10 protein-coding genes are annotated in these 15,945 nt (G+C 47.4%); 8 read left to right on the forward strand and 2 right to left on the reverse strand.

From position 1 onward, the window contains the following. The first annotated feature begins 212 nt into the window (after window positions 1–212). From C9I99_RS07990 to C9I99_RS08010, 5 genes are all read left to right on the forward strand, one after another. The gene (locus C9I99_RS07990) at window positions 213–1,385 is read left to right on the forward strand and encodes a GGDEF domain-containing protein (RefSeq protein WP_107348320.1); all 1,173 of its coding nucleotides are present in this window, start codon (window positions 213–215) and stop codon (window positions 1,383–1,385) included. A 278-nt stretch (window positions 1,386–1,663) separates the two neighbouring features. Continuing rightward, window positions 1,664–3,367 (forward strand): anaerobic glycerol-3-phosphate dehydrogenase subunit A, encoded by a 1,704-nt coding sequence (gene glpA / locus C9I99_RS07995; protein WP_243734356.1) that lies wholly within the window; start codon window positions 1,664–1,666, stop codon window positions 3,365–3,367. Then, the gene (gene glpB / locus C9I99_RS08000; protein WP_107348321.1) at window positions 3,364–4,707 is read left to right on the forward strand and encodes a glycerol-3-phosphate dehydrogenase subunit GlpB; all 1,344 of its coding nucleotides are present in this window, start codon (window positions 3,364–3,366) and stop codon (window positions 4,705–4,707) included. The genes glpA and glpB overlap by 4 nt, the downstream gene beginning before the upstream one ends. After that, a complete protein-coding gene (glpC, locus tag C9I99_RS08005; protein ID WP_107348322.1) occupies window positions 4,704–5,915 on the forward strand; it encodes an anaerobic glycerol-3-phosphate dehydrogenase subunit GlpC in 1,212 nt (403 codons plus the stop codon). The genes glpB and glpC overlap by 4 nt, the downstream gene beginning before the upstream one ends. 165 nt (window positions 5,916–6,080) lie before the next feature. Continuing rightward, window positions 6,081–7,970, forward strand: a complete 1,890-nt coding sequence (locus C9I99_RS08010) for a methyl-accepting chemotaxis protein (protein WP_107348323.1) — start codon at window positions 6,081–6,083, stop codon at window positions 7,968–7,970. A gap of 72 nt (window positions 7,971–8,042) precedes the next feature. On the opposite strand, the gene C9I99_RS08015 is transcribed toward C9I99_RS08010, so the two are convergent. Continuing rightward, window positions 8,043–9,254 (reverse strand): MFS transporter, encoded by a 1,212-nt coding sequence (locus C9I99_RS08015; RefSeq protein ID WP_107348324.1) that lies wholly within the window; start codon window positions 9,252–9,254, stop codon window positions 8,043–8,045. Window positions 9,255–9,354: 100 nt separating this feature from the next. Here C9I99_RS08015 and C9I99_RS08020 point away from each other — a divergent pair, with 100 nt between their 5' ends. Both C9I99_RS08020 and dcuC read left to right on the forward strand, forming a co-directional pair. After that, window positions 9,355–10,230, forward strand: a complete 876-nt coding sequence (locus tag C9I99_RS08020) for a LysR family transcriptional regulator (protein ID WP_107348325.1) — start codon at window positions 9,355–9,357, stop codon at window positions 10,228–10,230. A 319-nt stretch (window positions 10,231–10,549) separates the two neighbouring features. Then, entirely contained in the window at window positions 10,550–11,917 is a 1,368-nt protein-coding gene (gene dcuC, locus C9I99_RS08025; RefSeq protein ID WP_107348326.1) for an anaerobic C4-dicarboxylate transporter DcuC, read from the forward strand. Window positions 11,918–12,038: 121 nt separating this feature from the next. On the opposite strand, the gene C9I99_RS08030 is transcribed toward dcuC, so the two are convergent. Continuing rightward, window positions 12,039–12,608, reverse strand: a complete 570-nt coding sequence (locus tag C9I99_RS08030; RefSeq protein WP_107348327.1) for a type II secretion system protein — start codon at window positions 12,606–12,608, stop codon at window positions 12,039–12,041. An 857-nt stretch (window positions 12,609–13,465) separates the two neighbouring features. Here C9I99_RS08030 and C9I99_RS08035 point away from each other — a divergent pair. After that, window positions 13,466–15,835, forward strand: a complete 2,370-nt coding sequence (locus C9I99_RS08035) for a YgiQ family radical SAM protein (RefSeq protein WP_107348328.1) — start codon at window positions 13,466–13,468, stop codon at window positions 15,833–15,835. Window positions 15,836–15,945: the final 110 nt, after the last annotated feature.

A 15,945-nucleotide genomic window follows, 5' to 3' on the forward strand; every position in this document is an offset into this window, starting at 1 on the left:
GATACCAACAATGAAAAAACACTCATCGTTGTACAGTGAAATTTCACATCAATTCACATTGTTGATCAAACTAGGCAAAAGTGGCTTATTTTTTGGATCAATCTCACTGAATGGTAAATGCCAGTGTGGAATAATGACAATTTCTAGCAATCAAAGATCGATAGCGGTTTGGATCTAACGACTAACGGGAATTAGCAAGGGCAATCGCTATTATGACGTCTTCACTCAACTCACTGCTGAAGAAGCTCAAGCTTTACATCCCTGATCTTTGGAGTGCCCACGCCCATTCCACCAGTTTTAAAAATACCCGCAGTGGCTACCTGCGTAGTCGAATCACTATGCTGTCTTCGGTATGGGGGGGCTTGGTGATCTTATGGTTACCCTTTGACTTATTGTTTCTAGATCAAACGTATACTCTCCCAATCGCCTGCGCCCGACTGCTATTAGGCGGATTGCTTCTCTCCCTTGCATGGCAGAACCATCGGCATACTACCCTCCAGCGAGCTCAATGGTATATGAGCTTGATGGTTGCCAGCATTAACGTATTCTACCTGTATACCTCTTGGGTTCTTGGCTTCCCGACGGTATATAGCGGCTTTGTCTATGGTTACACCCTCTTACCCATTATCCATGTCGCTATTTTGACCATTCTCCCTGTCACGTTAAAAGAAAGCCTTTGCATGCTGGCAGTGACCGCTCTGACGCAGGTGTTAGTCGATTATCTGGCAGGCCGTCTGATGAGCCCAGAGACTATTGCCAGTTATTGGCTACAAAACGTCTTGGCGCTGATGGTCATTTGGTCTCAATTGTCAAAGCTGCACATGCTTATGCGGCTTTACCGCCAAGCCACGCTTGATCCCCTTACCGGTATCTATAACCGGAGAATGCTCTTGCAGCTCGCCGAAAAACACTTGGTCGCCTGTGTCCAAAGGAGACAACCTTTCTCTGTAATGTTGTTTGATATTGACCGCTTCAAGCGGATTAACGATACCTGGGGACACGGCGTCGGCGATAAGGTGTTGAAAGAGTTTGCCAACTTTATGCAAGAGCGTATTCGCAAAAACGACCTTTTCGGCCGTTTCGGCGGTGAAGAGTTTATTCTTTTTTTACCCAACTGTACGGCTTGCGATGCCGAACATATTGCTGAGCGAATGCTATCACGTATCCGCGCCTTGGAAGTGGCAACCAGTATAGATAATACCGCCATCTCATTTACCACCAGCATTGGGATAGCCAATTATAGTGGCAGCGACTCACTATCATCACTCATCGAGCGGGCCGACAGGGCACTGTATGACTGTAAGGATGCAGGCCGTGACTGTTTCCGCTTCCATCCCATCGACGACATTCCTAACCTCAGCGAAAGGCAAAAAGCCATTGCCTAGTTAGCTGGTATCCTAATTAACGGGTGTACAGCAACTTTCGTTTTTCCACATTAGCACTGATTCACGGCGAATTACGCGCTGGGAATGGTTACGCCGTCGTTAAATTGTTCCTTTTTCAATCAAACAACCACATTTGAGCGCATCCGAACGCGCGAACGCTCACAATTGTGTGGCCGATCAAATATTGCCTTCCCAAAAAGTGGCATATTACAGGGTATAGAGTAGAAGGAATTTCCCATTTCCTGATCCACGGACCAAAACAATAAGCGAAAACGAACATGAATAGTTGGTTTGAAACAGATGTTGTGATCATTGGCGGCGGCGCAACCGGTACCGGTATCATGCGTGACTGTGCCTTGCGCGGAATCCCATGCATCCTAGTTGAAAAAGATGATCTTGCATCAGGGACAACAGGAAGAAACCATGGCCTCCTCCACTCCGGTGCAAGGTACGCCGTTACCGATCAGGAATCGGCTAAAGAATGTATCCAGGAAAACCGTATCCTGAAGAACATTGCTCGCCATTGCGTTGAAGACACCCAAGGGCTGTTTATTTCTCTGCCAGATGATGATCTCGATTTTCAAAAAACCTTTATTTCATCTTGTCAGGCCGCCGACATCGATGTTGAGCAACTCTCTCCAAAAGATGCGCTTCGGCTTGAGCCAAACTGTAACCCGTCATTAATTGGGGCCGTGAAAGTCCCAGATGGTACCTTAGATCCATTCCGCCTATCGGCTTCAAATGTCTTGGATGCTGTCGAGCATGGTGCGCGTTTGTTTAATCACACCCATGTCACCGGTTTGATCAGAGACGGAGCGACAGTTCGTGGTGTTTCCTGCCTCGATATGAAGACCGGAAAGTCATTCGAAATCCACGCCAAACAAGTGATCAATGCCGCAGGGATTTGGGGCCAGCAAATTTGTGAATATGGCGATCTGTCCATCAAGATGTTTCCAGCCAAAGGATCGCTGCTGATCCTTGACTACCGCATCAACAACTTGGTGATCAACCGCTGTCGTAAACCCTCTGATGCCGACATCCTTGTTCCCGGCGATACCATTTCACTGATCGGCACCACATCCGAGCGGATCGATTACGACAAAATCGATGATCTTCATGTCAGCAGCAAAGAAATCGATATTTTGCTGGAAGAAGGCACCAAGCTTGCGCCTATCATGGCCAATACCCGTGTATTGCGTGCCTATGCCGGTGTCAGGCCTTTGGTAGCGGTCGATGGCGATACCAGCGGTCGAAATATCAGCCGCGGTATTGTGTTGCTTGATCACGCTGAACGTGATGGCCTAGACGGCTTTGTCACGATTACCGGTGGCAAGCTAATGACCTACCGAATGATGGCCGAGTGGACCACCGATCTGGTCGCGAAAAAACTGGGCAATACCGCGCCGTGTATTACCCACGAGAAACCGTTGCCAGGCTCCGAGCAAATAAAACCGAAAAAACAGGCGACAGCCAGTCTTGCCAAGCCCGTTTACCAATCCGCCTTTTATCGCCATGGCGAACGCGCAGAAAAATTCCTTGGTAACGACAAGAAAAGCCAAGCGGTGATCTGTGAGTGTGAAATGGTGACTTGTGGCGAAGTGGAATATGCCATTAAAGATTTGGATGTTCACAACCTCGTCGATCTTCGCCGCCGCACCCGTATTGGTATGGGCCCTTGCCAAGGTGAGCTCTGCTCCTACCGTGCTGCCGGGCTTTTCTCTGAATTCGGTAAAACCTCAGGCACAGAAGCGAGCCACTTACTGGAAGAGTTTCTCGAAGAGCGCTGGAAAGGGATCAAACCGGTTTTCTGGGGCGATGCATTACGTGAAGGCGAATTCACCTATTGGATCTATGAAGGACTTTTCGGCGTCAGCGACCTTCCGGAGCAACAAGCAAATGACATCGAGCGCTCATCCCAAACAAGCAAACAAGCCGTTCCAGCAACGACCCAAACTAAGCCTGCTGACGAGGTAACCCAATGAAATTTGATAGCATTATCATCGGCGGCGGTGTCGCAGGCCTGAGCTGCGCTATTCGCTGTGCCGAAGCAGGAATGAAAACGGCAGTGATTGCTGCTGGGCAAAGTGCCCTGCACTTCTCGTCAGGCTCGGTGGATGTTCTAAGCCGTTTACCCAACGGTGAGCAAGTCAACGAACCGTTCGCGTCGTTCGGCGAACTGAAAACCCAATGTCCTTCTCACCCATACAGCAAGCTGGGTGAACTGCAATGCCGAGAAGCCATTAACTGGTATCAGGATGTTATGGCACGCTGCGGTGTCTATTTAACGGCACAAGCTGATGAAAAAAATCATTACCGTGTCACCCCTATGGGGACCTTCCGCTCAACATGGTTGTCGCAGCAAACCGTGCACCAATTCCCGCAAGACAGGTTAGCAGAAGGGTTCACAGAGATCGCCTTGGTTACCGTTGATGGCTTCCGTGATTTTCAGCCTCAGCTAGCTGCGGATAACTTGTCTAAGCTCAGCGCTTTTGAAGGGGTTAAGATCAAAACAGCAGCCGTCGAGCTGCCTGATTTTGACAACATGCAGCGCAACCCATGTGAATTCCGCTCAATCGATATTTCACGGGTTCTGCGTGACGAAACTAAGCTGCACGCTTTTGCCAAATCCATGATACAGCAAGTAGGCAAAGCCGATCTCGTCGTGTTACCCGCTGTCTTTGGCAATGGCGACGGTGCTGCAACCATTAAACTGCTTGAAGGCCTCACCGGTTTCAAAATTTGTGAACTGCCAACCATGCCACCGTCACTGCTGGGGATCCGCCTCGAAGAGGCAATGAAGTCCCACTACAAACATTTGGGTGGATTGATATTAGCAGGTGATGAAGTACTCAGTGGCGAATTCGATAATCACCGCTTGGCGAAAATATTCACCCGTAATCATGAAGACATTCCACTGGTTGCCGATCATTTCTTGCTCGCCAGCGGTAGTTTTTTCAGTAAGGGCTTATCTGCGCAACGCCATGAAGTCAGCGAGCCAATCTTTGGCTTGGACATGGCCGATAGCACCCATCGTGACCATTGGTATCAGCCACAGTTTTTTACCCCACAGAGCCATCCGTTTATGAAAATGGGGATTGACTGTAATAACCAACTGAATCCGTCAATCAACAACCAGGTGATCAACAACCTGTATTGCGCCGGTGCCATTTTGGCCCATTATGATCCGGTACAGGAAGGTTCGGGCTCAGGCGTGGCCATCTCAACTGGCTACTATGTCGCCCAGCAGATGATCAACGTGCATCAGCACCAAGAACAACACCCGACAGAAACACTGCCAAAACAAGAAAGGACCACCGCATGAGCCTTCTTCAAAAAGACACCAGCTTTGACCAATGCATCAAGTGCACCGTGTGTACTGTCTACTGCCCGGTAGCCAAAGCTAATCCTGAGTATCCAGGCCCTAAACAATGCGGCCCTGATGGTGAGCGTCTGCGGATCAAAAGTCCTGACTTTTACGATGAAACACTCAAGCTGTGTACCAACTGTAAGCGTTGTGAAACCGCCTGTCCGTCGGGCGTTAAGATCGGCGATATGATTGCCGTTGCCCGTGATGAGCACGCCAAGTTGCCGATGAATATCAAAACCATCCGTGACTTTGTACTCAGCCATACCGACTTAATGGGCTCAGCCGCCACGCCATTTGCACCGATCGTCAATACCATTACGGGGCTAAAACCGGTTAAGAAGATCATGCACAAGACCATTGGCGTGCACGATCACAAGAGCTTGCCAAAATACTCTCACGGTACGTTCCGCCGCTGGTATAAACAAAACTGCACCAGCCAAGCGCTATATCCCAAACAGGTACACTATTTCCACGGTTGCTTTGTCAATTACAACCACCCGCAACTGGGTAAAGACTTTGTTAGCGTGATGAATGCAATGAGCATCGGTGTACAACTGATGGACAAAGAAAAGTGCTGTGGTGTGCCTCTGATCGCCAATGGATTTTTCGACAAAGCGAAGAAGAATGCCAAGCTGAACATCCAGAACTTTTCAGCGGCGGTCGAAAAGCATGATGCTCCGATCCTCTCCACGTCATCAACTTGCTCTTTCACTCTGAAGGAAGAGTATCCAAACGTGTTAAAGGTCGACAATAGCAAGGTGGCGAACAAAATTGAGTACGTTACCCGCTTCTTGCTAAAAGAGTTCATGAACGGACGTGCACCGAAGATGAAACCAATCAATAAGAAAGTGGTATACCACACCCCATGCCACCTAGAAAAAACCGGTGGCAGTTTGTACACCATCGAGCTTTTGAAAATGATCCCAGGCCTTGAGGTTGAGGTACTTGACAGTCAATGCTGTGGCCTCGCCGGAACTTACGGCTTCAAGACTGAAAACTATGACACATCGATGGCTATAGGCAGTAACTTATTCAATCAAATCAAACGTTCGAAAGCCGATTTTGCTATTACTGATTGTGAAACCTGTAAATGGCAAATTGAAGAAAATACCAGCCTAGAGACCATTCACCCGGTATCACTACTGGCCATGGCGATAGCATAAGCTTCAACATACCCCTCGGTCCCGAAATTTGCCTGTTCCCCACAGTTAACGCAAATTTCGGGATTTTTCCATTTCTGATCCTATAGTTGTACATGGCAAAGCATACTTTCGTGTCTATTTTTAATGACACGTTCAGCCGTTATTGGCAATAACAGGGAGAGTGAAATGCAGCCCCATTTTTTCCGAACGATAAAAGCTAAGCTTTATCTCACCAGCCTACTTTTGATTAGTGCAATGCTAGCATTTGGTGTTTTCGAAAGCCTTTCATTTATGAAGTTGGACAAGCTGCAGCTTGCCGCTCAAGAAACGGCTCATAGTAATACTGACCTACTCATCTTACGTCGCTATGAAAAAGACTTCCTTGCCCGTCTTGATGCTAGCTATGTTGAAAGATTCAACCAAAAGCAAATTGAGCTAAATGCCCGGCTAGGAAAAATAAAAGAATCACTCGCTCAGTATAACGACGCCAACAACGCTGAATTTGATCAGGTAATGGCATCGCTTAATAACTACGCTAACCAATTCAACATCATTGCCGACCAAACCACTCTGCTGGGGTTAACCCCTTCTGAAGGCTTACGAGGGAACATCCGCTCCGCCGCTAACAATACCGAAGAGTTACTTCTTACCAACAACGACGAAAAACTCTATCGGTTATTGTTAACCCTTCGCCGTAATGAAAAAGATTTCCTGATCACCAAAGATCTCAACCATGTGTCAGCCTTTAACAACAATCTAGATTCCTTTCTCTCCGCGTTGGCCACTAGCGAACTGACAGCATCACAGCAACGAGCGTTGAGACGTAGCTTAATCATGTATCAGATGATGTTTGATGAACTTGTTCAAGGCTATGCCACAGTTGGCCTTACATACAGTGAAGGGCTATACGGTGAGTTGAGATCCAATGTTCAACTTGTCGAAAATCAGATAGACCAGTTAGAGCAGGCAATCATCAACAGTATTACTGAACTGCAGTCGCAGGAAAAAGCCATTCTACTTGTTGGCGGGGTGGCGATAACCCTGATCATGACATTAGTGCTGTTAGTGATCAGCCGGACCATCAGCCATCGTCTTAGAGCAGTCAACGACATCATGCAGGACATCGCACAAGGTGAAGGTAACTTAACCGTAAGGATGAATGACCAAGGTGATGACGAACTGGCACAGTTGAGCCGGTCATTTGACCTTTTCACCAGCAAGCTCCAAGCCATCATCAATAATATTGCCGACATTTCCCAACAGCTATCTCGAGCCGCCAACGAGTCAAAGTCAGCCGCCTCGGGCAGCCTGGCCAATGCCGAGCAGCAGCAAGGTGAATCAGCCAATATCGCAACATCAATCAATGAGTTGCTCGCGACCAGCAGTGAAATAGCCAGTAATATCAACGACACGGCCACCGCAGCACGGAACGGGCAGGATAATGCGGTAAGAAGTTTGGAAATCAGCCAGCAAGCCGCAGTGTCTATCGATACACTTGCCAATGAAATTAACGCTGCCCAAAAACACATCCAGACCCTGGAGACTCAAAGCCAGAATATCAACAAGGTGACATCGGTGATCAGAGATATTACCGACCAAACCAACCTGCTCGCCCTCAACGCCGCGATTGAAGCAGCTCGAGCGGGTGAACACGGCCGCGGATTTGCCGTCGTCGCCGACGAGGTCCGTCAGCTGGCACAGCGCACCCGTAGCTCAACTCAAGAAATAGAGCAAACCATCGATCACTTACTCGAAACGGTCAGCCAAAGCGTCTCTGCTATGCAACACAGCGAGACATTGGCAAGCGATACCGTGGCGCACACCAAGCAGGCAAAAGAAGCCGCAGATTTAATTCTGGCAGCCATTACCGATATTTCAGATAGAAGCCTGCAGATCGCCTCAGCGTCCGAGCAGCAAGCAGCGGTGTCGGCGGAAATCGATCAAAACATCCACCGAATTGCTGAGCTGGCTACCCATACCGCGGCAGCGGTCAGCCAAACCAGTAGCAGCAGCCAAGACGTTGCCAATATGGCCGACCAACTCGATAGCGTGGTCAGCCAGTTCAAATACAAGTGATATCATCGTATACCCAAGTAACGTCAAGGTGCTTGGGTATACCTAGCGATGTCTATCGAAGCGTTGTCAAAATTAGCGGGGTTCTGATGGTAAAGCGCCGTCAGAGCGCCCTAGTTTGCTAACGTATAGGCGATAACATAGTGCGCCCATTAGTATATATAACACTGAGCCCCCCGCTATCACCCCGCTCCAGCCGAAATACTGCCAGCAACCAATCAAATAGAAGCCGCCTAAGCTACCGCCAGCGTAGTAGTGCACCAAATACAAAGCCGTTGCTGTTGCCTTCGCCGTTTTTGCCCTTTGACTGACCCAACCATAAGCCAAGGAATGCGTGAAAAAAGAACCAGAACTGATCAGTAATAGTCCTAGTACCATGGCATAAACAGACTCATACCATGCGACCCACATACCCATCGCACTGATACACGTGCCCAGCACCATACCAGGGGCTGCCGGAAAATGCTGAGTCCAGCGCCCACTCAATTTTGCTGATACTGTACCGCTGAGGTAACACAAAAAGATCATCGACGCCCAGCTTACCGGTACGGAGTAAGGTTCGGCGACTAGACGGAAGCCCATGACAGAGTATAAATTAACAAACAAAGCAAAATTCACACCGCCAATCATCATCGCTTGCGATAACTCAGGCGTACGCAGATGCACCAATACGCTATAGGTTTGTTGCCGAAGCTGCCCTTTTGCTGGCTTGAAATTACGTTGTTCCGGCAACAGAAAGTAGATAGCGATGGCAACCACGAGGCTGAAAATCGCCATGCATATAACGGCCCCTTGCCAGCCATAACGCTCAGATAGAAAGCCGCCTGAAATCCTCCCGGCAATCCCCCCTAGCGAATTGGCACTGATATAGCCGCCCACTGCCAGCATCAAAGCCCGTGATGTGAACTCCTCGGCCATATATGCCACGGCCACAGCAGCAAATCCCGCCAACGCGGCCCCCATCAGAGCCCGACTCAAGCTGAGCATGAGCAAGCTCTCTGCGGTCAGCATCAAAAAACCGATGACGGGCAATAAGCTTAGGCTGATTAACATCACCGGTCGTCGACCAATACGCTCAGACCACACCGCCCAAGGAACAAGGGTTACTGCCAGCGCCAAGGTCGCTGCAGCCACCAACCAATTCACTTTTGTTGCTGAAACGGCGAAGTTCTCTGCCATCAGAGGCAGCATAGGTTGGAATAAGTACAAATTGCAGAAAATCAAAAAAGAGCCTAAACACAAGGCAAAACTGGCTCTTCGATATTCGGTTGTTTGAATGTCTATCATGTTGGCTGTCAGCAAAGAAATCTGATCCAACCGTAGCAATTCGATAGGAATAGTGAAAATATATTAAAACTATAGAAGCTATAAAGGATATATATAGCAAATGGATATTCGCCAGCTCAATTACTTTGTTACGTTGGCTGAAACGGCCAATTTTACCCGGGCAGCAGCCAAGCTTCACATCGCGCAACCGGCGCTGAGCATCGCCGTTAAAAAATTTGAGCAGCAGCTCGGTATTATCCTGTTCGATCGTAACGAACGCCGTGTCTCGCTGACACCAGAAGGCGAAGTATTACTGCGTCATGCCCGCTTGATCTTACAAAGTGTCCACGACGCCACGATTGCGATGGAAGAATTGAAAGGGCTCACAAAAGGGGAAGTCAAACTCGGGGTACCAAGCTCGCTGGGCTCGTACTATTTACCTGATATTTTGATGGGTTTTAAAAGCCAATACCCTGAACTCAAATTAACCATTGTTGAAGCCGGTACTGAGACTATTCGTCAGATGTTGCTGGAAAAAGAACTCGATTTGGGCATTATCCACTGCGATCACATACCGGACAGACTTGCCACTGAGCACCTACTCACCACCCACATGGTCGCTGCCGTTCACCCAGAAAATGACTTAGCCACTCTCGATGTAATCGACTTCAAGACATTCTTTGAGCAGGACCTTGTGATGTTCAAGCCGGGCTATTTTCACCGCGAATACATCGATAGGATTTGCCAGGAAAATAACTTCAAGCCCAACATCGCCTTTGAAACTAACTTGCTGCCAATGATATTAAAGATTGTCCGCAATGATTTTGCGGTTACGGCATTGCTGGATATGGTTACGGAGAATGAGTCCGGTTTAGTTCCTATCCCATTCGAACAACCCGTGATACTGAATATTGCCATTGCATGGCGAAAAGACGGTTATTTATCCGTCGCTGATAAAGCCTTCATGGAGTATGTAAAAAACAATCGCCAATTGTAACCACTTTTACATCCTGTAACACAGCAAACCCGTTATTAACGAGTGTAAGCAATGTATTTACTGTGTTTAACTAACAATGCTCAAAACATCAACAGAACACAATCATTAACGACAATCAAACACTTGATGCGGCATGCTTTTTCATGTCTGTAGCGCAATATTAACACATCACTCAAAATTCTGTTTCAGATCATAAACTGGTCCGATTATTGTCGTTACCCCACCTCTTTTTAGGTAAATTTATCAAAAATAATGTGTAAGAGAATTTTATCAATTAACACATTATTTCTTAATTTTGTGGTTTAAGAGGATTTTTTCCATGTTGGAGCTATTGATTGGCTTGGCAGTTACGGTTGCTGTTGGCTATTTCATTATTAAAGGATACAAACCTGCGGGCGTTCTACTAACAGCAGGTTTACTGTTACTACTTATTACTGGTGCACTGGGTTATAACGTACTGCCTGAGAAAATTCAGGCAACCGGTAACTTCGTCACCGACTCATTAGAGTATGTAAAATACATGCTTCAGTACCGTGGTGGCGGCCTAGGTATGCAGATCATGCTACTTTGTGGTTTTGCGTCCTATATGACGCACATTGGTGCTAACAACGTAGTGGTAAAACAGTTCTCTAAACCACTTTCCGTCATCAAGTCACCTTATGTTCTGCTAGTAGCTGCATATATCGTTGCTTGTTTGATGTCGCTGGCTGTAAGTTCAGCAACAGGTCTGGGTGTACTTTTGATGGCCACCCTATTCCCAATGATGACCGCGATGGGTATCTCCCGCCCTGCAGCGGTTGCTATCTGTGCGTCACCTGCAGCGATCATTTTGTCGCCAACATCGGGTGACGTAATTGTTGCAGCAGAAAAATCAGGTCTACCACTGCACGTATTTGCGGTTGAAACTGTACTTCCAGTGTCTATCTGCGCCATTATCGTCATGGCAGCTGCGGCGTTCTTCTGGAACAAATACCTAGATAAGAAAGAAAATATCGTCATGGAAAAAGTCGATATTTCTGAAATCGAAGTGAAAGCGCCAGCTTACTACGCAATCTTGCCATTTCTGCCAATCATCGGCGTATTTGCTTTCAACGGTGAAACGATTCCTGGCCTATCGCTAGATATCTACACCATCGTAGTCATGTCTATCTTTATCGGCGCGATTGTTGATTTCGTGACTAAACGCTTCAAAGGTAAAGAAACACTAGAAGATCTAGAAGCGTGTTATCAAGGTATGGCTGACGCATTCAAAGGCGTTGTCATGCTATTGGTTGCGGCGGGTGTGTTCGCACAAGGTCTAATGTCTATTGGCGCTATCGACAACCTTATTGGCCTAGCAGAATCGGCTGGTGCCGGAGGCTTCGCGCTAATGTTGCTACTGACAGGCTTAACCGTTGCGGCCGCTATCGCAACCGGCTCTGGTAACGCTCCGTTCTACGCGTTTGTTGAGCTAGCGCCAGCGCTAGCAGGTAAAATGGGCCTAAGCCCTGCTTTCCTTATCATTCCGATGCTACAGGCGTCTAACCTAGGTCGTACGATCTCTCCAGTTTCAGGCGTAATCGTTGCAACATCTGGTATGGGTAACGTGAGCCCGTTCGAAGTAGTTAAACGTACTTCAGTTCCGGTTCTATTTGGCTTGCTGACCGTTATCATCGGTACGGTTGTGTTGGTTCCAATGTACAGTTAACTTACAACACTGAGTATGCTCAAATAACATCCCGGTATGGCGAACACCATACCGGGATTTTTATTACCCGTTACATACTGCCCTTAACAAGAACGGCTTTACTCTTTATCTTGGGCTGTCTTTACTGGCAAGCGACAATTTCTAGATTGTAGCTATCATCTTTGTCGCTTGGGTGGTTATAGCGAAGATAGCAGTTATCATTTTTCAATGTTGGTTTGCCACCAGTATAAATTAAGTTCGATTTATCTGTGATGATAAGTGCATTATCTTCGTCTTTTTTGGTAATCCCCCAATCTTTATTTTCTTGATAGTCTCTATTAATTCCATCAACTAAAGTGGTAATGGTATAGAAATCTGACTCAGGATAACCGTATCTAAAAATACAACGATTACTATCGTTTACATTTAGTTCGCAACCAGGAATCGGAATTGCTTCGCCAATATAACCACTTGGATCTTTTTCCCCAGAATCTAGGTTTGTAATATAGTCTCTATTTTCAAGGCCAGCCATGGCCATTTTACCGAAACCAATCTCCAAGCCAGATTCAACCGCCCCTTTCAGCCCTTCTAGCGCCGAGTTACGGGCATCAGTCTGCAAGTTTAAGAAGCGCGGAGCAGCAGTAACTGCTAAAATACCAAGAATGACGATCACCACGACTAACTCTATCAGTGTAAAACCATTTTTCTTCATTGTTAAACCTATCGAGTATCTACTCTAACACTGTCAATTTAATGACTAACACTCGACGAGTCAATGTCACTATCACTATCACTATCACTATCACTATCACTATCACTATCACTATCACTATCACTATCACTATCACTATCACTTAAAACAGCACATTTTTATTTGAATTTGGCATATAAAATAAGGTTATCTGTAACCAAATAACTTTCCCGTTAAAGTGCAGCGAGAAATATATCCCCATTACCTGGTTAATTATTCAGCATCAATAATAACCACCTCCTTAGATAACAGTTATCACTGCTATTACGGCAATTTGCACTTGAATAAAATTAACAGCTTGATCATTAATATCGCTATAAATGCGTCGAATATAACCATAATAAAGAAAGAGGCCATACCGCCCCTTAAACTGACGCATATATCAGCGCACAATCTCAATCCCTTTACTCACTCATTCTAACGATGCTCGAAACTAATATTGAAAGGAAAGTGGACCTATAATGACTAAAGACAATGTAGCAAGTTACTGAACGTCAACATTGTATAGCCCTTCCTCTGCAACCTACCTGCAGTATCACTTCCGAGCGACGAGCAAGCCCAAAGCACATAAATTACCGTAATGCAGCGTGAACATGTTAAACTCCCCTCCCTTTGTAGCCCTATACTAGGATCTAGCGTTGCGGTAGAAACCCTAGTCTTATGGGGCGAAATACATTTATATCTAATACTGGGGCATATGAGTGCAAGAGATGCCCATTGATTATTACGGGCCTTCGAGCTCACTAACGAAGCAAGGCACATTGCAAAAAGTAATGTCTCCTCTGTGTCCCCTTTTAGACATAATTTAATGTAAGATCATGATTAAAAACAAAATTAACGAATATCCAAAGTACTGGGCGGAATGCTACGGTACTGCACCTTTCCTACCTACTAGCCGTGCCGAAATGGACGCGCTTGGCTGGGATAGTTGTGACATTATTATCGTTACCGGTGATGCCTACGTTGACCACCCAAGCTTTGGTATGGCCGTCATCGGGCGTTTGCTTGAAGCACAAGGTTTCCGTGTCGGAATCATCGCGCAGCCAGAATGGAACAACAAAGATGCCTTCATGGCACTGGGGCAACCAAACCTGTTTTTCGGCATCACAGCCGGTAACATGGACTCTATGATCAACCGCTATACCGCTGATCGTAAATTGCGCCATGATGATGCCTACACGCCAAATAACGAAGGGGGCAAGCGCCCTGACCGCGCGGTATTGGTGTACTCACAACGCTGCCGTGAAGCTTACAAAGAAACCCCTATCGTTCTGGGCGGTATTGAAGCCAGCCTGCGCCGCCTTGCCCACTATGATTACTGGTCGGATAAAGTGCGCCGTTCGGTACTTCAGGATGCCAAAGGCGATATCCTGCTGTTTGGTAACGCCGAGCGTGCCTTGGTGGAAGTTGCCCACCGTCTTGCTAATGGTCAAAATATTGCTGAGCTGACAGACATTGCGGGCACGGCTGTTATGATGCGTGAATGCCCAGCGCATTATAAAGAAATAGATTCAAGCCGAATTGAAAAACCGGGCAAGGCAATGCCATTGCCTAACCCGTATGCAACAGAAGAAACCTGTGCCACCAACAAAAATGAAAAAGCACAAGAGCCTGTTGCACAACCGGTCCAAATTCAGGCTTCTCGTCACGATGCCGAAACGACCGTTGTGCGTTTGCCTTCTTTTGAAAAGCTGCGTAACGACCGAATTTTATATGCCCACGCCAGCCGTGTCATGCATCTGGAAACCAACCCTTACTCAGCACGCGCTTTGGTTCAGAAGCACGGTGATCGCGAGCTGTGGATAAACCGTCCACCCATTCCTCTGACCACAGAAGAGATGGATTTTGTGTTCGGTTTGCCTTATGCCCGTGTACCACATCCAACCTATGGCAAAGCTAAAATTCCTGCGTATGACATGATCAAGACCAGTGTCAATATCATGCGTGGCTGTTTTGGTGGTTGTTCTTTCTGCTCCATCACCGAGCATGAAGGCCGTATCATTCAAAACCGTTCACAAGAGTCGATCCTTAATGAGCTAGAAGAGATCCGTGACAAGGTACCTGGCTTTACCGGAACAATTTCTGACTTGGGCGGCCCAACAGCCAACATGTACCGATTGGGGTGCTCTGATCCTCGTGCCGAGAAGAACTGCCGTCGTCCGTCATGTATCTTCCCTGAGATTTGTAAGAAGCTAGATACCGATCATAAGCACACCATCGATCTGTACCGTAAAGCGCGAAATGTTGATGGTATCAAGAAGATCATGATTGCTTCCGGCGTACGTTACGATCTCGCTGTTGAGTCTCCGGAATATGTCAAAGAACTAGTGACCCACCACGTGGGTGGTTACCTAAAAATTGCACCCGAGCACACCGAGAAAGGCACGCTGGATCTGATGATGAAGCCGGGCATGGGTACTTATGACCGCTTTAAAGATATGTTCGAAAAGTACAGCAAGGAAGCGGGTAAGAAACAGTACCTGATCCCATATTTCATCTCGGCCCACCCGGGTTCAACGGATGATGACATGCTGAACTTGGCATTGTGGCTGAAGAAGAACGAATTCGAGTGTGATCAGGTTCAGAACTTCTATCCATCACCGATGTGTAACGCCACAGCGATGTACCACTCTGAAACTAATCCGCTGAAGCGTGTTAAATACAAAAAACGTGAAGACCTGTTTGTGGCCAAAGGAGAGCGTCAACGCCGTTTACATAAAGCAATGTTGCGCTACCACGATCCATTAAACTGGCCACTGATCCGTGAAGCTCTGATCAATATGGGCAAGAAACACTTGATCGGTGATAGAGCTAACTGTTTGGTGCCTGAAGAAGGCAGCGAAGCAGAAATGACACCCGCTCAGCGTCGCGGCTCAGGTCGCCACGGTGCCAAACGCTTTGCGACCAAACACCCCAACCAGCCTGATATCCGTAAGGATGGCAAGCGTGGTGGTCAACGTGGTGATGGTCAGCGTAAGAATGGCAGTCAAACAGGTGGTAACGCCAACGGCAGCAAGAATAATGGCTCTGCTCCCGCGTCGCGTAACGGTAAAAACACCAAGGGATCAACAAACGGATCCCAGACACAGACGAGACAAGGCGGTAATGGTAACGGGAACGGCCCACGCAATGGCAAACCCAGCCAGTCACGTGCTGGTGGCAAGCCAAACCGCTCTCGTGCACGATAGCGCCAGGTAGAAAAGCGCCTGATATAAACCTAAAAAAGCCCGCAATTGCGGGCTTTTTGTTGGGTAATGATGTCTAGCGCATCAGCTCGGATACCATCAGCCCAACAACG

It is taken from the genome of Photobacterium lutimaris, assembly GCF_003025555.1.
GTDB classification, from domain to species: domain Bacteria; phylum Pseudomonadota; class Gammaproteobacteria; order Enterobacterales; family Vibrionaceae; genus Photobacterium; species Photobacterium lutimaris.